Raw genomic sequence first — 22,520 nt, forward strand, 5'->3', positions numbered from 1 at the left:
CGGCGGTGTGCCGCAGGCGGACCTGCCGGACGGGGTACAGCAGGTCCGGCTGCGGCTCCTGGAGCGGGCGGCGAGCGGGGCGGAGGCACCGCGTGACGTGTCCGCGTGGGCGGCGGTCGTCGCCTCGAACCTGGCGATGGACTGGCACCGGGCCAGGCGCCGTCAGGAGCGGATCGGCGAGCGCCTTGCCTCGCTGAGGCAGGCGGAGCACGTCGTGGGTGACTCGGGCGACGACACGAAGGTGCTCTCGCTCGCCGTGGCCCAGGGCCTGGACGAGCTGCCCGACGCCCAGCGGCAGATCCTCGTGCTGCGCTTCTACGCCGATCTGCCCGTGCGCGGGATAGCCGAGGAACTCGGCATCCCGGAGGGCACGGTCAAGAGCAGGCTGCACACGGCGGTCCGCGCGCTGCGCGCCCGCCTGCACGAGGACGAGGTGGTGTGACGTGGCCGAGTACGAAGGAGTGGACGCGCTGCTGGCCGCGATCACGGACGAACCCCTCCCCGAGGGCGCCCGGGACGACGCGGAGTTCCTGGCGGAGCACCGGTCGGCGGTCGCGGACGTCGCCCTGCTCAGGGAACAGCTGCGGATCATGGGCGACACCCTGGCCGCAGAGGGCGAGCGCCCCGAGCCCGAACCGTCCCCGGCCCCCGCCCCGTCCAGGAGGCCGAAACCGGCGCTCAGGCCGGCGCAGCCGCCCTGGTACCGGCGGTACGCGGGCGTGGCCCTCGGCACCCTCGTGATCGCCGCGGGTACGGCGATGCTCGGCGGGCTGGTGTGGCTCGGTGTGCAGGGCGGCGCCGGCGACAGCGGTTCGGCCGACTCGTCGTCCGCGAAGCAGGAGGCGAGCGGCGGCGATTCGGGGTACTCGCCCGAGATGCACATCGCCTGCTCGAAGGTCCTCGTCGAGGGGACCGTACAGAGCCTCACGCCCACGGCCGACGGCAACGTACGCGTCGTACTGAAGGTGAAGCGCTACTACCGGCCCGAGCAGTCCGTGGCGGACCATCCGACGATCACCGTCACGTTGCTCGCCAGTGCGCGCGAGGACCTGAAGGTCGGTACGTACACCCTGGTCAGGGTGCCGGTGTACCCGCAGGACCGACAGGACTGGGAGACCGGCTGGGGCGTCGGCGACGCCCGCAAGGACCTCCTGAAGGCGCTGCCCGGAGCGCGGGGGCTGGAGTGCGCGGGTCCGAACGACGGCCGGGGCTGACAGGAACGACGGCCGGGGCTGACAGGGCTGACAGGAACGCGAAGGGCGGGCGCCCGGTCGACCGGACGCCCGCCCGAGGCGGTTCAGACAGTTACGAACGCTACGGCGTGACCTTCTCGATCAGCACACTGCCGGTCCCGGCCACCGTGCCCCGCGCGTTCACGAGCTGCGCCTGGCCGAAGAACGTCCGCCCCTCCGGGGGCGCCGCGTTCGCGACGACCTTCGCGGTCACCGACGTCGAGCCCCCGGTGGCGAGCTTCACGGGCGTCGCGTCGACCTCGACCTGCCCGAGTGAGGGCGCGAAGTACACGTCGAGGTAGTCGTACGCCGTGGAGCCCGCGGGGATCGCGTAGCCGACGACCTTGATGGTGTACGTGCCGGCGGCGGGCGACGGGATGGAGACGGACTCCTCGGAGTCGCCGTCCGCGGACTGGCCGACCTCGTTGCCGTCCTTGTCGTAGACCGTCAGATCGAGGTCCGCGGACGCGTCCGAGACGTTGCCGATGGTGACGTCGAGCGACTCGGCGCCCGCGGGCACGTCCACCGTGGTGGTGTCCGTGGCGCCCTGGGCGATGGTCGGCCGCGTGCTCTTCGAGGAGCCGAGCGGGCCGCCCTTCAGCGAACCGTCGACCGGGACGAGGTTGTTCGTCACCTTCCAGGAAGCCGGGGTCGGCGTGCCGACCTTGGCCTCGGGGACGGTCACGACCGCCGGGTCGAAGTCCGCGCCCAGCACCTCGACGTTCAGCTTGTACGGGTTGTCGAGCACGGGCGACGTACGGCGCGACTCGACCTCGATCTCCCAGACGCCCGGCTGCGGGTTCGCGTACGAACGCAGGTCGGGACGGCAGCCGTTGCCGTCGAGGTAGTTGTTGTAGCAGTTCGGCGTCGAGGTGACGTCGACCGGAACGCCGTACGGGTGGATGGAGATGAACCGCGTCTGGCTCTTGTCCTTCAGCCCGCCGATCGCGACCTCGAGGGTCTTGGCACCCTCGGGGACGGTCACGAAGTACGACTTGCTGCTGTTGCGCTGCACCGAACCCGACGCCGAGAACGTGTACTTGAGCGGCGCGGAGACGACCACGGTGCTCATGACCTGCTTGTCGATGCCCTCGGTCTTCGGGTCGTCGACCTCCAGGATCGCGCTCTTCAGACCGGCGTCGGCCGGCTTCGCGGAGATCTTCACGGTGACCGGCTTGTTCAGCGGCAGCGACACCTCGTCGGAGCCGACGATACGGAACGTGCCGCCGCTGTTGTTCTCCAGGTGCAGCTCGTGCCGGATCGCGCGGTCGGCGCCGGACGTACGGGTGATGGTGACGTCGTACGTCTTCTTCTGCCCGGCCTTGAGGCCGCCCTCACGGTCGTAGATGCCCGTGCCGAAGCCCGGAGTCTTGAGCGCGAAGTCGATCGCGGTGTCGACCGGGGCCTTCACCGCGTACTCGTGGGCGGTGGCGCCGTCACGGATCGAGTCCCAGGCGTCCACGATGTTGATGACGCCCACGCCCTCCTCGTACGCCTGCACACCACTGATGTGGTCGGCGGTGGAGGTCAGCGCGGTGCGCAGCTTGGCGGGCGCGAGGTCGATGCCCTTCTGCTTGGCGGCGCTCAGCAGCAGCGCGGACGCGCCCGCGGCCTGCGGGGACGCCATCGAGGTGCCCTGGAGCATCGAGTAGCCGGCCGGCAGCGAGTAGCCCGCCTCGGCGACCGGGCCGCCGGGTATCCACGTCTGCGTGGTGTTGATCGAGGCGCCGGGCGCGGTCAGCGTCGGCGTGAAGCCGCCGTCCTCGCGCGGGCCGCGTGAGGAGAAGGGCAGCATCGCGTACTTCTTCTGCACGGCCGAGCCGTAGTTGGCGGCCCAGGTCTCCTTGGAGATGGACGCGCCGACCGAGATGACCTTGTCGGCCAGGCCGGGGTCGCCGATGGTGTTGGCGCCGGGGCCCGAGTTGCCCGCGGAGATCACCAGCTGGACGCCGTACGTGTCGATGAGGCGCGTGTAGAGCTCGGCGCGCGCGTTGTTGCCGTCGTTGAGCGCGGGCAGGCCGCCGATCGACATGTTGACGATGTCGACGCCGCGGTTGGCGACGAGGTCGATCATGCCCTCGGTGAGCGCGACGTTGGTGCAGCCGCCGGTCCAGGTGCAGGCACGGGAGGAGACGAGCTTCGCGCCGGGCGCCGCGCCGTTCATCCTGCCGCCGAACAGCTTGTTGGCGGCGGTGATGCCCGCGACGTGCGTGCCGTGCTCGGACTCGATGATGCCGATGTTGACGAAGTCGGCCTTCTTGCCGACCCAGGAACCGCCCAGCGGGTCCATGGGTACGTCCTTGCGGATCTCCACGACGAACGGCACCCGCTCGACGACGTCCGTCGCCGGGTTGTCGGTACCGAAGTAGCCGACCTGGTAGCCGTCCTTGTACGGCTTCATCGGCTCGTCGTCGGTGAAGTCGTTGTTGTCGTTCAGGTCGACGCGGGCCGTCCCGGCCGTGGCGTCGTACAGCACGCCCCAGCTGTCGGTCGTGTCGCCATCGCGGTTCAGGTCGCCGTTCGCGTCGCCGCCGGTGGACGCGGCCTCGCGGAAACGGCTGACCTTGTAGTCGCCCGCCGGGGCGTTCCAGGTCTCGCCGTCCCAGGTGAAGACCGGGCCCGCGGCCGGATTGACCATCGCGCGCCAGGTCGCGTCGGCGTCGACGAGGGGGTCGGTCGCCGTGACCCAGTCGACGATCTTGCGCTCACCGGTCGTCGTCTTCTGCAGCGCGGGGTGCGCCAGATCGACACCGGAGTCGAGGATGCCGATGGTGACGCCGCGGCCGTCCGCCTTCGGGTTCTCCTTCACGAAGTCGACGGCACCCGTCTCGAAGGACGGGTTGTACGGGTTCTCGGCGGGGGTGTTCTTGCCGGGCGCCGGATACGCGGCGGCCGTTGCCGCCTTCTCGGCGCCCTTGGCCCGGTCGGCGGCCGGCGTCGGGTCGTCCAGGGCGATCTCGTGCCGCAGGTCGATGCCGTGCACGGAGGAGAGCTTGGAGGCCGCCTTGATGGCCGCGTCGGCCTTGGCGGTGGGAACGGTGGCGCGGACGTAGCCGAGCTTGTCGTAGGTGCGGCCCACGGAGCCGCCCTTCACGGCGTCCAACTGGCCAGCGACCTGCTCGGTCTGCCCGGGAGCGGTGGCGATCATCATCGTGACGTTCTTGTCGCCGTCGGCCTTGGCCTCGGCGAGCAGGTCGGCGTCGGCCGAACCGAGCTTGCCGCTGGAGGACTTGACGGCAGTGTCGGCGGGTGTGCCCGGCTCGTCCGCGGAGAAGGCCATGGGTATCGGCCCCGCCGCGGAGAGGGCGGCCACGAGACCCGCGGCCACGGCTATGCGTGCCGCGCGTCTCGCACCGGAGATCGGAGCACGCTGAGGGTTGGGGGTCATCAGCATCCTTGTAGGTAAAGGAAAGTCCGTTGTCGATCGGATCGATCGCGTCAGTCCGGTATGTGGACCCGGATGACCGCTCAGCTTTACCCAAGGGGCGGATGTTTGGGGAGGGTTGACCGTGACATGAGGTGTTCATGGCGTACTTCCGCCATACGCCATGGAGCTGATGTCCGGCTAAACCGGGACGTGTCCTCCGATTCGGTACCGGATTCAACTCTCCTATTCGCGCCTCCCGTTCGCGTCTCCCGTACGGCTCTTCCCTTCGCGTCAGCTTTCCTTCGAGCGCGCGTAGTGGCGGGACGCCTTCGCCCGGTTGCCGCAGGCGGCCATCGAGCACCAGCGGCGGGTGCCGTTCCGCGAGGTGTCGAAGAAGTGCAGGATGCACGACTCGTGGGCGCAGTGGCGGATGCGGTCGGGAGCGGTGCTCAGCAGCTCCAGATAGTTGCGCGCCGCGAGCCAGGCCGGCCCCCAGGACGCGTCGCTGAACTCGGGCTCCTCGCCCGGCCCTTGAGCGGTCAGCGTGGCCCTGATGCGCCCGTGGGCGAGCACGGCGTCGACGCGGCTCGCTCCGTCGTCGAGGGACCCGTCCACGACGGCTCGCAGGGCGTCCCGGGCGGTCAGTACATGGCGCAGCGTCGCCTCGTCCGCCGCGAAGTCCAGCTCGTTCGCTGCCAGCCACACCGCGAGCCCGCCGGTGTCCGTCAGCAGGTCCTGGACCACGCCGTCCTGCATCCACCGCGTGTTGAGCAGGTCCAGTGAGAGCGGCTCCCCGGTGAGCGGACGCGGATCCCGGGCGACGGACATCTGACGGCTCCCTGTCTCACCGGCCGGTGCTCCCCGGCCGACCCCTACTAACCGGTCAAGAGTACGTGACTGGTTGACGTGGACGTGTTCTAACTCTTAAAGTCGCTTAGAGAGGTTAGCCAGCCCGGAGAGGGCTCGGCTCGACACAAGGGGAGTGCCATGCCGACGACCACCGCACCGCGCACCGGCCACATCGGCCTCAACGTCACGGATCTCGACCGCTCGCTCGCCTTCTACCGGGACGTCCTCGGCCTCACGGTGATCGGCGAGGGCAAGGAGGAGGACCGGCGGTACGCCTACCTCGGCGAGGACGGCCGCCCCGCGCTCACGCTCTGGCAGCAGGCGGACCACGGATACGCGGCCACCGGCGCGGGACTGCACCACCTGGCCCTGGAGGTCGACTCGGTCGAGCAGGTCAAGGCATACGAGACGGCGCTGCGCGACTACGGCGTGGAGTTCGCCCACGAGGGCATCGTGGCCCACGGCGAGGGCGCCGCGTCCGGCGGCATCTTCTTCCACGACCCCGACGGCACGCGTCTGGAGATCTACACGCCCAGCGGCGTCGAGGAGGCGCCGGCCCCGTCCGGGGAGGCCCCCACCTGCGGCTTCTTCTAGCCCACACTTGCTCCAGCCCCGACCTGCCGCTTCACCGAGGAGGACACCGTGCCCTACCACTCCGGCTCGCGTACCGTGCAGGACCGGGTCGGCGTGCGCGAACTCGCCGACCACGTCGGACGGTCCATAGGGGACGGGCTGCGGCCGGTGGCCGCCGCCTTCCTGGAGCTCCAGCCGATGCTCGTGTTCGGCGCCGCCGACCCGGACAGCAGCCGGGTATGGGCCTCCCTGGTCACCGGCGAACCCGGGTTCGTACGGGCCACCGGATCCCGGCAGATCTCGGTCGCGGGCGGGCCACGCGCGGGCGACCCGCTCGCCGCGGCGCTCGCGGCCGCCGGGACCCCGGTCGGCACCATCGCGCTCGACCCGCGCACCCGCCGCCGCATGCGCCTCAACGGCCGGTCCCGGCCCACACCCCGCGGCCTGGCCGTCGAGGCCGACCAGGTCTTCGCCAACTGCCCCAAGTACCTGCAGAAGAGGGAGTCGTACGAGACGGTCGAGCGCACCCGGGGCGAGCCGCTGCGCGGCAGCGAACTCAGCGCCGCGCAGCGGGAGTTCGTCCGGGCCGCCGACACCTTCTTCCTCGCCACCGTGCACGAGGGCGGCGCCGACGCCAGCCATCGCGGCGGCAACCCCGGCTTCGTACACGTCGATTCGCCGTCCGAACTGAGCTGGCGCGACTATCCCGGCAACGCCATGTTCCTCACCCTGGGCAATCTCGCCGCCGACCCGCGCGCCGGACTGCTCTTCCTCGACTGGGAGACGGGGGCCACCCTGCAGCTCTCCGGCACGGCCCGCACGGAGTTCGGCCCCGACGGCACGCGCACCGTCCGCTTCACCGTCGAGACCGTCGTGGACACACCCGCAGCGAGCCCGCTGAGCTGGTCGCCGCCCGAGTACTCACCGGCGAACCCGCCACTGCCGTAACGTCTGTGCATGCACAAGGAGTTGAGGGTGGCGGCCTACGCCGTATGCGTGCGGGACGGGCGCATGCTGCTCGCGCGCCTGGTGGCCAGGGACGGCAGCAAGCGCTGGACGCTGCCGGGCGGCGGCATGGATCACGGCGAGGACCCGTACGACGCCGTGATCCGGGAGGCCGAGGAGGAGACCGGGTACGCGGTCGAACCGGTCGCGCTGCTCGGCGTCGACTCGATCCGGCGCACACATCCGCGCCGCTTCGGCACCACCGCCGACTTCCAGGGCCTGCGGATCGTCTACGAGGTCCGCGTCACCGGCGGCGAACTCCGCCACGAGACCGACGGCTCCACCGACATGGCGGCCTGGCATCCCCTTGAAGAGGTGCCCGCCCTGGAACGGGTGGGGCTCGTCGACGTCGGGCTCACCCTGTGGAGGGAGCGGCCCGCGGTCGGGCGTACGACGGGGATCCCCGAGCGTCCCGAGCAGCCCCAGCAGGGGACCTCCGAGCGCCCCGAAACCTCCGGAAAATAGGTTCTGTACCCAGTCAGGTGAACACGGAGTGACCGCTTCCCCTCGGTTCAGAGAGGGCTCGGTGGACGCGGAGGGTAGTCCAAGATCCACGTACGGTGATCGGCGTTGCCCGTTGCCGCCCAGTTAACGCCCAGGTCACCCCCGATGCCAACGATCCAGTGTGAGCGGGTAGTTCGCGTCAGCGAACCGCCCGCGACCACTGCTGACGCGTTCGGACTCGGGGAGATCGCGCCATGTCGCGCACACGCTCTGTCGCCACCGCCACCATTCGTGACCGCCGCGCCTTCCTGGCCGCCACCGGGGCGGTGTCCCTCTCCGCGGGCATCGGCTTCGCGCTGCGGCCGGGAACAGGCGAGGCAGCCGCCGACTCCGCCACCACCCACGGGCAGCCCATGGCCGTCTCCCGCCCGGCGCCGGCCGCACCCCTGGCTCCGTACACCCGCGGAACCACGCTCTCGACCATCGCAGCCCCCCGCTCGGGCTCCGGGTTCCGGCGGCTCGGCGACGGGCCCGCCTGGCCGCGCGTCGTCCGCGGCGATCTGGCCGCTCCCAAGGCGGGCCGGGGCGAGCGGCGCACCGCGCTCGCCGCGTTCGTGCAGTTCACCGACCTGCACCTGGTCGACGTGCAGCACCCGCTGCGGTACGAGTATCTGCGCGCCCAGACCGCCAGCGCCTGGCGTCCGCAGGAGTCCCTGTCGGTGGCCGGCGCGGTCTCGCTCGTCGAGCGCGTCAACGCGCTGCGCGGAGCCCCCGTCACCGGTTCCCCGCTGCACTTCGTGATGACCACAGGCGACAACACCGACAACAACGCCAAGACGGAGCTCGACTGGTACCTGAAGGTGATGAGCGGTGGCCGCATCACCCCCAACTCCGGTGACCCGGCCCGCTACGAGGGCGTCCAGAACGCCGACCTCAAGCTGTACTGGCAGCCCGACGCGGCCCTGCGCGACGCCGACAAGCAGCTCGGCTTCCCGCGCATCGACGGCTTCCTCGCCGCGGCGATCCGGGAGCTGCAGAGCCCCGGCCTGAACCTGCCCTGGTACTCCACCGTCGGCAACCACGACTCCCTGCCCGGCGGCTGCTACGCGCCCGGCGACTCCTTCTTCGCCGACTTCGCGGTCGGCGGCAAGAAGCTGATGACGCTCGACGAGTCGGAGGGCGTCACGATCTGGAAGAACGTCAAGAAGGGCGGCGATCCCAAGGGCGCGGCCTTCAAGGCGATGCTCAAGTCCCAGGCGCGGAAGATGCGTTCGGTCACCCCGGACGAGGGCCGCGCCCCCTTCACGCCCGCCGAGTACCTCCAGGCGCACCTCGACCCGGCGCACACCGGCGCGGGCCCCGTCGGGCACGGCTACTCGCAGGCCAACCTCGCCGCGAAGACGCAGTACTACACCTTCCGGATCGCGGACGACCTGATCGGCGTCAGCGTCGACACCACCGACCCGGGCGGCCACTACGAGGGCTCGATCGGCACGGCCCAGCTGAAGTGGCTGGAGCGGACGCTGCGGGCGGCCGAGAAGAACAAGGAACACGTCATTGTCTTCAGCCACCACACCAGCAAGTCGATGCGCAACCTCCGCGAGGACCCGAGCCGCCCGGGCGAGCGGCGGCACGGCGGCGACGAGATGCTCGCCCTCCTCGGCAGCCACCGCTCGACCCTGGCCTGGGTGAACGGCCACAGCCACAAGAACAACATCACCCCGCACTCGGCCCCGGACGGCCGCTCCTTCTGGGAGGTCTCCACCGCCTCGCACATCGACTTCCCGCAGCTCGCCCGGGTGATCGAGATCGTCGACAACCACGACGGCACGATCTCCCTGTTCACGACGCTCATCGAGTCCGCGGCCCCGCACCGCACGGACTTCGCCGACCTCTCCCAGACGGGCCTCGCCGCCCTCTACCGTGAGCTGTCCTTCAACGCACCGGGCGCCCGCACGGACCTGAGCGGCGACGCGGGGGACCGCAACACGGAGCTGGTACTGAAGAAAGGCTGAGGGTGTGCGCCCCTTAGGGGCGCGGGGAACTGCGCGCTCAGCCCCCACCGAACCCGCAGCTCATACCGAGCAGCCCCGAGCCGTCGGCCTCGTCGGCGCCGCCCCGGCTCTCGTCGCGTACGGTCACCCGCAGCCCCTTGCCCGTACGGGCGAGGTGGACCTCGGCCCGCTCCGCGCCGCTGTGCTTCGCGGCGTTCGTCAGCGACTCGGCCACCACGAAGTACGCGGCCGCCTCGACCGCCGCCGGGGCCCGCGCCCCGCCCTGCTCGGTGTCGGCGTCCTCCAGGCCGTCCACGGTCACCGCCACGTCGAGGCCGCTGCTCGCGGCGAGTGCCCGGACCGCGCCCGCCAGACCGCGGTCGGTGAGGATCGGCGGATGGATGCCCCGCACGACGTGCCGCAGCTCGGCCAGGGCCTCCTCGGCCTGGTCCTGGGCGTCGTCGAGGAGCCTGCGCGCGGCTTCGGGATCATGGTCGTACGCCCGCTTGGCGAGCCCGATCCGTATCGACAGCGAGACCAGCCGGGCCTGCGTGCCGTCGTGCAGATCCCGCTCGATGCGCCGCAGCTCCGCGCCGTGCGCGGCGATCGCGCCCGCCCGGGTCTGGGTGAGCTCCTCGACACGTACGGCGAGCAGTGCCTTCGGTGAGGGCTTCAGCAGGGCGGTGGACCACTTGGCGTCGAGGTCGGCGAGGCGGCTGATCAGCGGGAGGACGACCGCCTGGCGGCGCAGCAGCCCGCACCACACGCCGTCCACGAGCAGGCCCGCCGGCCACAGCGGCAGCATCAGGAGCGGCAGGAAGCCGTACCCGTAGTAGGCGAACATCCAGCGGAAATCGGTGGCCGTGCCGGGATCACGGACCGCGGTGCGGAAGGACTCGCGGAGCCCGCCCCCGATGGGCTGGTACGCCTCGGGGATCTCCTGGTCCGTCCACCTCGTCACCATGCGCCGTTTGGCCCCGGCGATCCGGCGCACCAGCAGCACGGTCTCGGGCAGCATCCCGGCGCCGATCACCGTGAGGGTGGCGGTGGCGGCGATCAACAGAACACAGATGAAGATGTACGAGCCGAAGGCCAGACCGGCGGCCAAGGCCAGCTGGACCGTGGCCCGCGCCGCCTGCCGCAGGGTCTTCCGCATGGCGATCAGTAGGCGAACAAACGCACGTGGGGCCGGGCGGCCGCGTCTCAGCTCGGTGCAGCCCGGGTGTAGCCCGCTCCACCCTCGTCCGGGAGAGCATTCCACCTCCGGTTCGGGAGAGCACTCCCTCGTGGCGGCGAACGGTTCCCGGGATCGTTGATCTCAGTTGATCGCGGGAGTTTCCAGCTCCCTCACCCGGAAGGAAACTCCCATGAAGTCGCTGCTCTCCTCGAAGCCGGTCCTGTGGTTCCTGTTCCTGTTCAATCTCGTCGTCGCGCTGGCCGCCCCCTTCGTCGTGGACGGAGCCCAGGGCGTCGCAACGTCCATAGGCATGGGCGTCGTGGCCCTCGGCGCCGGCGCCGGCCTCGGCCTCCGCAAGGACCGGGGACAGCAGCAGCGGGCCTGAGCGGCCGGAACCGTCTGCCGTCCGCCTTCGCCCGGAGGAAGGCTCCGAAGAACGGCCGAAACGTGCCCAACCAGCTCAACCGCAGGCAACCCGCGTCACCCACCCCGTGTCCCTCCCCTCGGTTCACCCATGACGGAAGGGACACGACGACACATGACAGCATCCCGCACCATGCGCCTCGGACTGACGGGCGCGGCCGCACTCGTCGCGGCGGCGCTCACGGCTCCGGCGGCCTTAGCCTCCACCTCCTCCGCACCGACCGGAGACCACGGCGCGACCCAGCGGGCGATGGACGCCGCCGTGAAGGACGGCGTCCCCGGCGTGGCAGGCCAGGCCAGGGACAAGTACGGGACCTGGAAGGGCACTTCGGGCGTCGGCAACCTCAAGACGAAGCAGCCGCGCTCCGCCCACGACCGCTACCGCGTAGGCAGCATCACCAAGACGTTCGCGGCGACAGTGCTGCTCCAGCTGGAGGCGGAGGGCACGCTCTCACTCGACGACAAGGTCGAGAAGTGGCTGCCGGGCGTGGTCCGCGGCAACGGCCACGACGGCAGCAGGATCACACTCCGCCAACTCCTCAACCACACCAGCGGCATCTTCAACTACACCGCGGACGAGGACTTCGGCCGGACCTACTTCCTGAAGGACGGCTTCTTCGAGCACCGCTTCGACAGGCTGCCGCCCGAGCAGCTCGTGAAGATCGCCACGGCCCACGAGCCGGACTTCGCGCCGGGCACCTCGTGGAACTACTCCAACACCAACTACGTCCTGGCCGGGATGGTCATCGACAAGGCCACCGGGAACTCCTTCCGGGACGAGATCCGCCACCGCATCATCGAACCCCTCGGCCTGCACGCGACCAAGGTCCCCGGCAACAGCCCGTATGTGCCCCGGCCCAGCAGCCGGGCATACGGGAAGCTCGCCGAGGCGACGACCGGCCCGACCTACGACGTCACGGAGCTCAACCCCTCCATCGCCTCCGCGGCGGGCGAGATGATCTCCGACTCGGGCGACCTCAACCGCTTCTACTCGGCGCTGCTGCGCGGCAAGCTCCTGCCCGAGAAGCAGCTCACCGAGATGAAGACCACCATCAAGGCCGACGGGTTTCCGAACGCCCGCTACGGCCTCGGCCTCATCGAACGCGAACTGAGCTGCGGCATCGTCGTCTGGGGCCACGGCGGCGGCATCCACGGCTCCAGCTCGGAGGCCGTCACCACAGCGGACGGCCGCCACTCACTCGCCTTCAACTTCAACGGCGACTGGTCGGGCGACGCCGACGCGGTGATCGAGGCGGAGTTCTGCGCCAAGTAATTCCGTCGGTGCAACTCCGCCGGTGCAACTCCCTAGCAGGCGGAGTTGACACAGGTGAAGGGGCGGGCCTCGCCTCCGGGGCCCGCCCCTTCACTCCCCTCCTGATGCGCCCGGTCCGTCACTACCGTGGCAGCACCACTACATACGCAGCCGGCTCGCGATCCGCCGAAGCCATCAGAGCCGTACGTACGACCGTCGCCTGTTGCTCCATCGAGTCGCGGAGCTTCTTCGGGGTGAGGTGGATGACCGTGATGCCGAGCCGCTCCAGGTGCTCGCGCTTGCGGGCGTACTCGGACCACATGGCGTCGTCGTCCTGACGAGGGGCGCTGGTGTCGAGTTCGAGGGCGACGGCGTGGTCGGGCCAGTACGCGTCGAGGCCGCCGAGGTGCGGGCCACCGGGCAGACGAAGGTCCACGTTCCAGACGGGGTCGGGCAGACCGTGTTCGTGGACCATGCGGTAGAGGCGGTCCTCGGCGATGGCGCGGCCCTCGGCGAGGAGGGAGTCGACGGCGTCCACGACGTGGGGGCGGCTCAGGAGGCGAGCCTGGGTCAACTCCTTGACGACGGCGGCCGGTTCGCAGTGGCCGCCGCGTACGGCCTCGGTGAGCAGCCGCCGTACGACCCCCGCGTCCGCGAGGTCGGCGACCGCGTCGGCCAGGGCGCGCGGCACGGGGGCCACCGGGATGCCGGTGATCTGCTCGGGCTCCGGCAGGCCCGGCGTACGGACGATGCGGACGCAGCCCGTCGAGCGGAGGCGGCGCAGGCGCGGGACGAGGACGTCGATGCGGTCCAGGGACAGCAGCGGGGGAGCCGAGGAGAAGCGGTGCAGGGCCAGCGCCGCGAGGCCGGTGATCATCGCGTCGGGGTACCGCTGGGGGGCGTGCGGTTCGCCGGCGCCGGGCTGGGCGGGGACCGCCGGTTCCGTGATGGGGGAGCGGGCCGCGTACATGAGGACCGCGTGCAGCCGCTCCTCGCTGGTGGGCGGGCCCGGGCGGAGCAGGTAGACGCCCGGCAGGAGCTGCTGCCAGGCGCCGCCCGGCCGGCACTGCGCGTTGATGTCGGCGGTGGTCACGCCGTGCGCCCGCAACTGCGCGGTGGTCAGGACGCGCTGCTGGACATCGGACAGGTGGCGGAGGGGCCGGGGGGAGAGCGGGGTGTTGTGGTTCATGACCCCGAATTTCCCGCGCCCGGCCGCCCTCCTAACCGCTGTTACACGCCCGTCGACAAAACCGGACAAGCTCGCCCTAAAGTGCAAGCGTTCGAGTGCCGAAACCCCCTGGTCCGTATGGGGGTCACGGCCACGATTACCCGCATTCCGTAACTGTTATGGACGGTCCCGAAGTCAACCGGCTGAGCCACCAGCCCCTTTAGGGGCGCGGGGCTGTATCGATATGCGGCTCCGCCGCGTGGGCGCGCCCAGCCACCGACGACCGGCAGCCAAGTACGAACCCTGCGGACCGTTCAGCCGGCGGCACCCGCAGCCAAGTACGACACCCCAGGCGCCCTCATTCGCCGACGGCCACGTCACACGCCTGCCCCCGCAACGTCCGAGCCAGATCATCCCGCGCCTCCAGAACCAGCCTCCGAAGAGCAGGCGCAGCCGCGCCGTGCGCGGCAAGCCACGCATCCGTCGCGTCCAACGTCTCCTGAGAGTCCTGCAGCGACGGGAACAGCCCTTTCACCACGTCCATCCCGATCTGGATGGACCGCTCCTCCCAGACCCGCTCGATCGCCTCGAAGTACTTCGCGGCGTACGGGGCGGTCAGCTCCCGGTGCGACGGCTGGGCGAAGCCCGCGATCGTCGCCTCGACGAGCGCGTTGGACAGCGAGTCCGACTCGACGACGGACGCCCACGCCTGCGCCTTGACCGCGGCGGAGGGCCGGGCCGCCAGGCAGCGCACCTGATGCCGCTTGCCCGACGCCGTGTCGTCCCGGGCCAGCTCGGCGGCGAGTACGGCCTCGTCGGCGACCCCGTGCGCGGCGAGCGGTTCGAGGAACGCCCACCGCAGCTCCTGGTCGACGTCGAGCCCCTCGATCTTCGCCGTGTCCTCCAACAGGCCCTGGAGTAGCTGGAGATCGGCCTCGCTCGTCGCGACCGCCGCGAAGAAACGCGCCCACGCCAGCTGGTGCTGACTGCCCGGTGCGGCGAGCCGCAGCTCGCGCAGCGCGCCCTCGGCGAGCAGCCGCCCGCCCTCCGCGCGCCAGTCGGGCGCCGCGTAGTGCGTGCGCGCCGAGTTCGCCCACGCGTGCAGCATCTGGAGCACACCGATGTCGGACTCGCGGCCCGCGAAGCGCAGGACCAGGTCGACGAAGTCCCGGGCGGGCATGAGCGCGTCCCGGGTGAGGTTCCACAGCGCCGACCAGCACAGGGCACGGGCGAGCGGGTCGGTGATGCCGCCGAGACCGCCCCGCAGAGTCGCGAGCGAACCTTCGTCGAAACGGATCTTGCAGTACGTCAGGTCGTCGTCGTTCACGAGCACCAGATCGGGAGCGTCGGCGCCGACCAGTTCGCCTACGACCGTGCGCGGCCCTTCGACGTCCACCTCGGCGCGCGCGTACCGCTCCACCGTTCCCTCGGGCGACCGCCGGTAGAGGCCCACCGCCACCCGGTGCGGGCGCAGTTCGGGGTGGGACTCGGCGGCTTCTTGGAGGATGGCCACCTCGGTGACGCGTCCCTCCGGGCTCAGAATCACCTGCGGCGTAAGGGAGTTGACCCCCGCGGTCTGCAGCCAGGACCGCGACCAGGTGGCCATGTCGCGACCGCTGGTCTCCTCCAGGACCGACAGCAGGTCACCGAGCCGCGTGTTCCCGTACGCGTGCCGCTTGAAGTAGCGGCGCGCGCCCTCCAGGAACGCGTCCCGCCCCACGTACGCCACCAACTGCTTCAGAACAGAAGCCCCCTTGGCGTACGTGATCCCGTCGAAGTTGAGCTTGGCGTCCTCCAGGTCACGGATGTCGGCCGTGATCGGGTGTGTGGAGGGCAGCTGGTCGGCGCGGTACGCCCATGACTTGCGGTTGTTGGCGAAGGTGGTCCAGCCGTTCGTGAAGCGGGTCGCCTCGACCATCGAGAACGTGCCCATGAAGTCCGCGAAGGACTCCTTCAGCCACAGGTCGTCCCACCACACCATGGTCACCAGGTCGCCGAACCACATGTGGGCCATCTCGTGCAGGATGACGTTCGCCCGGCGCTCGTACGACGCCTGCGTCACCTTGCCGCGGAAGATGAACTCCTCGCGAAAGGTCACACAGCCCGGGTTCTCCATCGCGCCGAGGTTGTACTCCGGCACGAACGCCTGGTCGTACTTCCCGAACGGGTACGGGTAGTCGAAGTGGTCGTGGAAGAAGTCGAGACCCTGCTTGGTGACCAGGAAGACGTCGTCGGAGTCGAAGTGCCTGGCGAGACCCTTGCGGCACAGGGCGCCGAGGGGGATCTCCAGCCTCGTACCGTCCTCGAAGACGCGCTCGTAGGAGTCCGTGACGTAGTGGTACGGGCCCGCGACGAACGCCGTGATGTACGTCGAGATGGGCTTGGTCTCGGCGAACTTCCATACCCCGTCGGCGAGTTCACCGACGCCGTTGCTCCAGACGACCCAGCCCTCGGGGGCGCGTACCTCGAAGCGGAAAGGTGCCTTGAGGTCGGGCTGCTCGAAATTGGCGAAGACGCGGCGGGAGTCGGCGGGCTCGTACTGCGTGTAGAGGTAGACCTCGCCGTCCTCGGGGTCGACGAAGCGGTGCATGCCCTCGCCGGTACGGGAGTAGGCGCACTGGGCGTCGACGACGAGTTCGTTGTCCTCGGCGAGGTCCTCCAGCAGGATGCGGTTCCCGTCGAAGACGGCGCCCGGGTCGAGGTCCTTGCCGTTGAGGGAGACGGCGGTGACGCTCGGGGCGATCAGGTCCGCGAAGGTCATGGCGCCCGGCTCGGCGCTGCGGAAGCGGATGGTCGTCACCGAGCGGAACGTGCGGGGCTCGGCCTCCGTCCCGCCGACCGCGGAGCGCAGGTCGAGGGACACCTCGTACCCCTCGACGGACAGCAGTGCGGCCCGCTCGCGGGCCTCGTCGCGGGACAGATTCTCACCGGGCACGGGCGGCACTCCCTCGTGACGTCATGGGTACGCGTCGGGTACGCGTGAACAGGACCGATCCTGCCATGTGCCCCTGACGCCGGACACCCGGGAATGGGGCGGGTGACCGGTTACGTTGGCGCTGGAAGACAGCACCGAGGACCAACAGGATCCGTACCGAGGAGAGCCATGTCCGAGCAGACCTCCGGCAAAACCCCCGTCGACTTCTGGTTCGACCCGCTGTGCCCCTGGGCGTGGATGACCTCGCGGTGGGTCCTGGAGGTGGAGAAGGTCCGGGACATCGAGGTCCGCTGGCATCTGATGAGCCTCGCCGTGCTGAACGAGCCCAAGCTCGACGAGCTGCCCGAGGAGTACCGCGAGCTGCTCTCCACCAAGGCGTGGGGCCCGGTCCGGATCGTCATCGCGGCCCAGGAGGAGCATGGCGCGGAGGTCCTCGGCGACCTCTACACCGCGCTCGGCACGCGCATCCACAACCAGGGCGAGGGCCCCGAGAAGGAGACCGTCGCCGCCGCCCTGAAGGACGTCGGCCTGCCCGAGTCCCTCATGGACCACTGGGACGACACCCCGTACGAGCCCCAGCTGCGCGCCTCCCACAAGGAAGGCATAGACAAGGTCGGCCAGGACGTCGGCACACCGGTCATCGCGGTCCCGGGCGCCGACGGCAACCAGCTCGCCTTCTTCGGCCCGGTCGTCACCCCGGCCCCCAAGGGCGAGGAAGCCGCCAAGCTCTGGGACGGCACACTCCTGGTCGCCTCGGTCCCGGGCTTCTACGAGATCAAGCGCACACGCACGAAGGGGCCGGACTTCAGCAACCTGTGAACGAGGAGGGGCCGCGGCGGCGGTCTCAGAGCCTGGGTCATACCCCCCTCGTTCTTCATGCCCGTGTGCTTCTTGAGCCAGGCCGCTTCCTGGGGTTCCAGGAAGCGGTGCTCATCCGCAGGGCTCTTGCAGGTGACGCAGCTCGCCTCGGCATCCCGCAGGCGTCATCCGGAGCCGCCCGTCCCGGAAGACCTTCGCAACAGCCCCCGCTCCATCGCCACCACGACCGCCCTCGTCCGGTCGTTCACGTCCAGCTTGGCGAAGAGGCGGAGGAGGTGGGTCTTGACCGTGGCCTCGGCGATGACCAGGCGGGCGCCGATCTCGGCGTTGGTGAGACCGTCGGCGACGGCGCCCAGGACGTCGGCCTCGCGGGCGGTGAGCGGGGGCTGGGCGGGGCGGCGCATACGGGCGACCAGTTTCTCCGCCACCCGGGGAGCGAGGACCGTTTCGCCGCGGGACGCCGCGTGGATCGCGTCCACCAGCTGTTCGCGCGTGGTGTCCTTGAGGAGGTAGCCGATGGCGCCCGCCTCGACCCCGCGCTCGATCTCGGCGTCCGTGTCGTAGGTCGTGAGGATCAGCACGCGGGTGCGGGGGTGGGCCGCCACGATCTCGGTCGTCGTCGCGACGCCGTCCAGCACCGGCATCCGCAGATCCACCAGCGCGACATCGGGCTCGTACGCGGCGACGAGTTCGAGGGCCGCCCGGCCGTCGCCCGCCTCGCCGACGATCTCGATGCTGGGCTCGGCGGCCAGCAGGGCCACGACGCCGGCCCGCATCACGGTGTGGTCGTCGACCACGATGATCCGCAGCTTGTCCGTCCCGCCGCTCATGCCGTCACCCCGCCCTCAGCGGATCCCGCCGCGTCCATCGGAATCGTCGCCAGTACGCGCGTCCCGTCCCCCACCGAACTCGTCACCGTCAGCTCCCCACCCAGCTCCGCCAAGCGTTTCCGCATTCCGTCGAGCCCGAACCCCGCCGACTCCCCGACCACGAACCCGGTCCCGTCGTCCGTGACCTCCAGCTCCACCCCGTACGGCTGCCGGGCCAGCACGACACCGACCGTGGACGCCCGCGCGTGCTTGCGCACATTGGCCAGCGACTCCTGCGTACAGCGCAGCAGCGCGATCCGGGTCGGCTGGTCGCACTCGATGTCCTCGAGGTCCGCGTCGACCGCGAGCCCGGTGTCCTCCGCGAAGCGGTCCAGGATCCGGCGCAGTGTCACCGTCACCGAGCCCGCGGCCGGCTGCCCCTGCTGCCGGGCCGAACCGACCAACTCCCGTGCCTCCGCCAGGTTTTCACGTGCCGTGGACTCGATCGACCGCAACTGCTGTGCGCTGCGCGCCGGATCGCTGTCAAGACCGGCCCGCGCCGCCTCCGCGAGCACGATGATCGAGGCGAAGCCCTGCGCGAGCGTGTCATGGATGTCGCGTGCCATCCGCTCCCTCTCGTCGGCCGCCCCCTGACGCTGGTGCGCCTCGGACAGCTCGGCCTGTGTCTGCTCCAACTCGACGATCAGCCGCGCCCGTTCATGACTCTGGGCGACGACCGAGTGCACCCACAGGCCGATCAGCATCCCGACGGCCACCACGATCACGACCGGGACCAGCGTCTCTCCGAAGAACTTCGTCGAGTTGCCGAGCCGCAGCCAACTCCCGGTCAGCGTCGACCCGGTGGCCAGCCCCAGAAAGAGGAGCGAGGCCCGCGGCGTACGGCTGAACATCCAGAAGTGCGGCAGCGTCACCATGAACAGCGACCCGAAGGAGCCGCGCAGATACGCGAACACGCCGAGCACCGTGATGAGCACCAGCAGATACGTGTGCGGGCGCAGCACGCGGTTGTCCGGGAACCGGTCGACCACCGCGTAGCAGAGCACCAGGAACCCGAGGAGTCCGAGCGCCCAGTACTTGCTCCCGCCAGGCCGGTCCAACGCGGCGAGCCCGACCGCCATCGCGGCGAACAGCACCCAGCACACCGCGTTCCAACGACGGATCGTGGCGGCCCAGAAGGGGTCGGTGGCCTGCCCGGCGGGAATGGTCATGTCCATCAACGTACGTTGACCGCCGGCTGACCGAGAGCCTCTTGCCGAGGAGCCACTCGCACCCCGCGCGAGGGCCACCAGCTCGCCTCGCCGAGCAGCAGCATCGCCGCCGGCAGGATCATCACCCGGATGACGAAGGCGTCGAGGAGCACGGCCGCCGCGAGCACGAAACCGATCTGCTTCATCTCGATGATGTGCAGGAAGACGAAGCTCACGAAGACGGTCATCATCACAACGGCCGCACTGGTCACCACACTTGCCGAACTGCGGATCCCGGCCGGCACCGCCTGCCGCGTCGGTACGCCGCCCAGCACGGCCTCCCTGATCCGGCTCACCACGAACACCTGGTAGTCCATCGAGAGCCCGAAGAGGATCACGAACAGGAACAGCGGCACCCGCGACCCGATCGACCCGGTGGAGTCGAAGTTCAGCAGCCCCTCGGCCCAACTGCCCTGGAAGACGAGGACGAGCAGTCCGAGCGCCGCCGCCGCGGACAGCAGGTTCAGTACGACACCCAGCAGCGCGAGCACCACCGAGCGGAACGCGTACAGGGTCATCCCGAAGGTCACCAGCAGCAACGCCCCGAGAACCAGGGGCAGTTTGCCGTTCTGATGCGACGGATAGTCGGCGTAGCGGGCGACGTCGCCGCTCACCCCGTATTCGACCCCCTCGATCTCGCCGATGGTGGCGGGCACGTACTCGTCCCGAAGATGGTCCAGGGAGTCGTACGCCTCGTCGGAGTTGCCGAGATACGGCACCTTCAGCTCGAGCACGCTGACACGGCGGTCCTCCGAGGTGCGGATTCGCTCCGCGTCGGTGAACAGCGGGTCGGCGTGGGCACGTTCGGCCAGCTCCGACAGGACTGCCGTCACCTCGCCGGAACGCCCGGCGTCGGCACGTACGACGATGTCATGCGTGACCCGCCGCTCGGGGAAGGCCTCGTTGAGCCGGTCGTACACCTGCATGGCGGGGATCTCGCGGGAGTGGGTGTCCCGGCTCATCTCCGTGATCTTCAGTCCGGCCAGCGGCGCGGCGAGCGCGAGCAGGGCGAGGACCGAGACGCACAGGGTGGCCACCGGATGCCGGTTCGCGGGCCGCAGCAGCGCGGTCCACACCCGGCCGCCGCCCTCGCCCCGCGTCCGCCGCGACGCCGGCTTGCCGCGCTCGGCACGCCGCCGTGCCTTGCGCTCGGCCCGCTTGCCGAGCTTGACCAGCAGCGCGGGCAGTACGGTCAGCGAGCTGAGCACCGCCACCAGGACGACCACGATGGTGCCGGTGGCCAGCGAGGAGAAGATCACGTCCGAGGCCAGGTACAGCGTCGCCGTGGAGACCGCGACCGCGAGCCCGGAGACCACGACCGCCCGGCCCGAGGTCGCCGCGGCCAGCTCCACCAGCGCCTCGGAGCTCAACTGCCCCTTGCTCCGGGCGCGTTCCTCGCGTTCGCGCTTGAGATAGAAGAGCGTGTAGTCGACGCCGACCGCGAGGCCGATCATCAGGATGATGTTGGTGCCGACACCGGTGTCGGGGGAGACGTGCGAGGCCACCATCGAGAGCCCGACGGCCGCCGCGATCGACGACAACGCGAGCAGCAGCGGCACCCCGGCCATGGTCACCGACCCGAACACGATCAGCAGCGTGATCAGCGTGACCGGCAGCGTGATCGCCTCGGAGAGCGCCAGGTCCTCGCCCCGCTGCTTGTCGACGCCCTTGCTGATGGAGGGACTTCCGGTCTCCTCCAGGAGCAGCTCCGGATTCGCCCTCTCCACGGCGTCGGTCTGCGCGAGCAGCGCGTCGACCTTGTCCTTCGCGTCCCGCTCCTCGCCCTTCAGGGCCGCCTCGACCATGAGGATCCGGCCGTCCCCGGACAGCACGGGGGCGGCCACGCTCTCGACCTCGGGCAGCCGCTCGAACCGGGCGGCCAGATCCTTCGCGGCCGCCTCGGCGGCGTCCTTGTCCAGGGCCCCTGACCGGGCGGAGATCAGCACCTGCTCGGTGGACCTGCGCTCCAGCTGCCCCTCGTCGGCGATGGTTTCGGCCCGTCCGGCCTCGCCGACCCGGTAGTCGGCGGTCTTCGCGCTGTTGATGCCGACTGCGCTGCCGATCCCCAGGCAGAGCACGACGAACACCAGCCATCCGATGATCGCCCGCCAGGGGTGCAGAGCGCTCCAGCGAGCCGCGCGCACAGTGAATGAGTTCATGCCCAAAAGCCTGGCTGGGCAGGGCAGTTGGCCGGCAGAGGTACTCGGTTGAACTTGCCGTCCACCGATCGGTGGACCCCCGTGATGCGGAAAACCCCCGCGAGTCACGTCCTCGCGGGGGCTTCCCCTCTATCCGCCTGCCGCGCGAAGGGTGAGAAGACGATCACGAGGCAGGACGCTTCGGCTGCCCTCAAGGGGGAGCGGGGCTGCCCGTCAGAGGGTGAGCAGCAATACATCCGTACGGGACTTCGCGGCCTCGTAACGCCGCGCGACGTCCTGCCAGTTGACGACCTGCCACATGGCCTCGATGAAGTCGACCTTCTGGTTCCTGTACTGGAGGTAGAAGGCGTGCTCCCAGGCGTCGAAGACCAGGATCGGGGTCGATCCCTGGCCGACGTTGCCCTGGTGGTCGTAGATCTGCTCGACGATCAGCCGGCCGCTGAGCGGCTCGTATGCGAGGACGCCCCAGCCGGAGCCCTGGGTGGTCGCGGAGGCCTTGGTCAGCTGGGCCTTGAACGCGGCGAAGGATCCGAAGGACTCCGTGATCGCGTCGGCGAGCTCGCCGACGCCGTCCGCGGCGAGCGGCTCGCCGCCGCCCTCACCGGTCATGTTGTGCCAGTAGATGCTGTGCAGGATGTGGCCGGAGAGGTGGAAGGCCAGGTTCTTCTCCAGCCCGTTGACCGAGCCCCACGTCTCCTTGTCCCGCGCCTCGGCGAGCTGCTCCAGGGTGTCGTTCGCGCCCTTCACATACGCCGCGTGGTGCTTGTCGTGGTGCAGCTCGATGATCTCGGGGCTGATCACGGGGGCGAGTGCGGAGTAGTCGTACGGCAGTTCAGGAAGCGTGTAGACGGGCATGGCGGGTCCCCTCCGACCTCTTATTGCACATAGCTTGCAAGTGCACGCTAGCAGCAAGAGGGAGTGGGGGAGCGGGAGGGTGGGAATGTCGGCTCGGGCATACGGTTTCTCGCCCCCGCCGCCCCTACCCGTCCCATCCCTGGGGGCTCCGCTGAAAATCAGCCCCTCCGGCGTTTGAGGAGCGGGGGCGG

Annotated in this window: 18 protein-coding genes; 9 read left to right on the forward strand and 9 right to left on the reverse strand. The window is 70.2% G+C overall.

Annotated features, from left to right (window positions below):
* The coding region (locus GAS53_RS33460; RefSeq protein ID WP_151481525.1) for an RNA polymerase sigma factor at positions 1–442 on the forward strand (442 nt) is incomplete at its 5' end.
* 1 nt (position 443) lies between these two features.
* A complete protein-coding gene (locus GAS53_RS33465) occupies positions 444–1,214 on the forward strand; it encodes a hypothetical protein (RefSeq protein ID WP_151481503.1) in 771 nt (256 codons plus the stop codon).
* 100 nt (positions 1,215–1,314) lie between these two features.
* Here the strand turns inward: GAS53_RS33465 and GAS53_RS33470 are convergent, their stop codons facing one another.
* Together GAS53_RS33470 and GAS53_RS33475 are read right to left on the reverse strand one after the other, a co-directional pair.
* Positions 1,315–4,620, reverse strand: coding sequence for a S8 family serine peptidase (locus GAS53_RS33470; protein ID WP_151481504.1), 3,306 nt, complete (start codon positions 4,618–4,620; stop codon positions 1,315–1,317).
* 270 nt (positions 4,621–4,890) lie between these two features.
* Complete coding sequence (locus GAS53_RS33475) at positions 4,891–5,427, reverse strand: CGNR zinc finger domain-containing protein (RefSeq protein WP_151481505.1); 537 nt, start codon at positions 5,425–5,427, stop codon at positions 4,891–4,893.
* Positions 5,428–5,586: 159 nt separating this feature from the next.
* On the opposite strand from GAS53_RS33475, the gene GAS53_RS33480 reads away from it, so the two are divergent.
* The 4 genes from GAS53_RS33480 (at position 5,587) to GAS53_RS33495 (ending at position 9,485) form a co-directional block, all read left to right on the forward strand.
* On the forward strand, positions 5,587–6,042 hold the full coding sequence (locus GAS53_RS33480) for a VOC family protein (protein WP_151481506.1): 456 nt from the start codon (positions 5,587–5,589) through the stop codon (positions 6,040–6,042).
* 48 nt (positions 6,043–6,090) lie between these two features.
* Positions 6,091–6,969 carry a pyridoxamine 5'-phosphate oxidase family protein gene (locus tag GAS53_RS33485; protein ID WP_151481507.1) on the forward strand — a complete coding sequence of 293 codons (879 nt, stop codon included), beginning with the start codon at positions 6,091–6,093 and terminating at the stop codon, positions 6,967–6,969.
* A gap of 9 nt (positions 6,970–6,978) precedes the next feature.
* Positions 6,979–7,491, forward strand: coding sequence for an NUDIX hydrolase (locus tag GAS53_RS33490; RefSeq protein WP_151481508.1), 513 nt, complete (start codon positions 6,979–6,981; stop codon positions 7,489–7,491).
* A 233-nt stretch (positions 7,492–7,724) separates the two neighbouring features.
* On the forward strand, positions 7,725–9,485 hold the full coding sequence (locus GAS53_RS33495; protein WP_151481509.1) for a TIGR03767 family metallophosphoesterase: 1,761 nt from the start codon (positions 7,725–7,727) through the stop codon (positions 9,483–9,485).
* Positions 9,486–9,522: 37 nt separating this feature from the next.
* On the opposite strand, the gene GAS53_RS33500 is transcribed toward GAS53_RS33495, so the two are convergent.
* Positions 9,523–10,620, reverse strand: a complete 1,098-nt coding sequence (locus GAS53_RS33500; protein WP_151481510.1) for a sensor histidine kinase — start codon at positions 10,618–10,620, stop codon at positions 9,523–9,525.
* Between the two features lie 211 nt (positions 10,621–10,831).
* Between GAS53_RS33500 and GAS53_RS33505 the strand changes: the two genes are divergently transcribed.
* Positions 10,832–11,026 (forward strand): hypothetical protein, encoded by a 195-nt coding sequence (locus GAS53_RS33505; RefSeq protein WP_151481511.1) that lies wholly within the window; start codon positions 10,832–10,834, stop codon positions 11,024–11,026.
* A gap of 153 nt (positions 11,027–11,179) precedes the next feature.
* Entirely contained in the window at positions 11,180–12,337 is a 1,158-nt protein-coding gene (locus tag GAS53_RS33510) for a serine hydrolase domain-containing protein (RefSeq protein ID WP_151481512.1), read from the forward strand.
* A gap of 121 nt (positions 12,338–12,458) precedes the next feature.
* Here GAS53_RS33510 and GAS53_RS33515 read toward each other — a convergent pair whose 3' ends face one another.
* Positions 12,459–13,505, reverse strand: a complete 1,047-nt coding sequence (locus GAS53_RS33515; protein ID WP_151481513.1) for a hypothetical protein — start codon at positions 13,503–13,505, stop codon at positions 12,459–12,461.
* A gap of 337 nt (positions 13,506–13,842) precedes the next feature.
* Positions 13,843–16,419, reverse strand: a complete 2,577-nt coding sequence (pepN, locus tag GAS53_RS33520; RefSeq protein ID WP_151481514.1) for an aminopeptidase N — start codon at positions 16,417–16,419, stop codon at positions 13,843–13,845.
* A gap of 168 nt (positions 16,420–16,587) precedes the next feature.
* On the opposite strand from pepN, the gene GAS53_RS33525 reads away from it, so the two are divergent.
* The gene (locus GAS53_RS33525; protein ID WP_151481515.1) at positions 16,588–17,238 is read left to right on the forward strand and encodes a mycothiol-dependent nitroreductase Rv2466c family protein; all 651 of its coding nucleotides are present in this window, start codon (positions 16,588–16,590) and stop codon (positions 17,236–17,238) included.
* Positions 17,239–17,402: 164 nt separating this feature from the next.
* Here the strand turns inward: GAS53_RS33525 and GAS53_RS33530 are convergent, their stop codons facing one another.
* The 4 genes from GAS53_RS33530 to GAS53_RS33545 all read right to left on the reverse strand — a co-directional run bounded on the left by GAS53_RS33530 (position 17,403) and on the right by GAS53_RS33545 (position 22,329).
* Positions 17,403–18,068, reverse strand: coding sequence for a response regulator (locus tag GAS53_RS33530; protein ID WP_151481516.1), 666 nt, complete (start codon positions 18,066–18,068; stop codon positions 17,403–17,405).
* A complete protein-coding gene (locus GAS53_RS33535) occupies positions 18,065–19,276 on the reverse strand; it encodes a sensor histidine kinase (RefSeq protein WP_151481517.1) in 1,212 nt (403 codons plus the stop codon). The genes GAS53_RS33530 and GAS53_RS33535 overlap by 4 nt, the downstream gene beginning before the upstream one ends.
* A gap of 5 nt (positions 19,277–19,281) precedes the next feature.
* Positions 19,282–21,474, reverse strand: a complete 2,193-nt coding sequence (locus GAS53_RS33540; RefSeq protein WP_151481518.1) for an MMPL family transporter — start codon at positions 21,472–21,474, stop codon at positions 19,282–19,284.
* Positions 21,475–21,687: 213 nt separating this feature from the next.
* Positions 21,688–22,329: a superoxide dismutase gene (locus tag GAS53_RS33545; protein ID WP_151481519.1), complete on the reverse strand. Its 642-nt coding sequence runs from the start codon at positions 22,327–22,329 to the stop codon at positions 21,688–21,690.
* Positions 22,330–22,520: the final 191 nt, after the last annotated feature.

Source organism: Streptomyces albicerus, from assembly GCF_008905045.1.
In the GTDB taxonomy this organism is placed as follows: Bacteria; Actinomycetota; Actinomycetes; order Streptomycetales; family Streptomycetaceae; genus Streptomyces; species Streptomyces albicerus.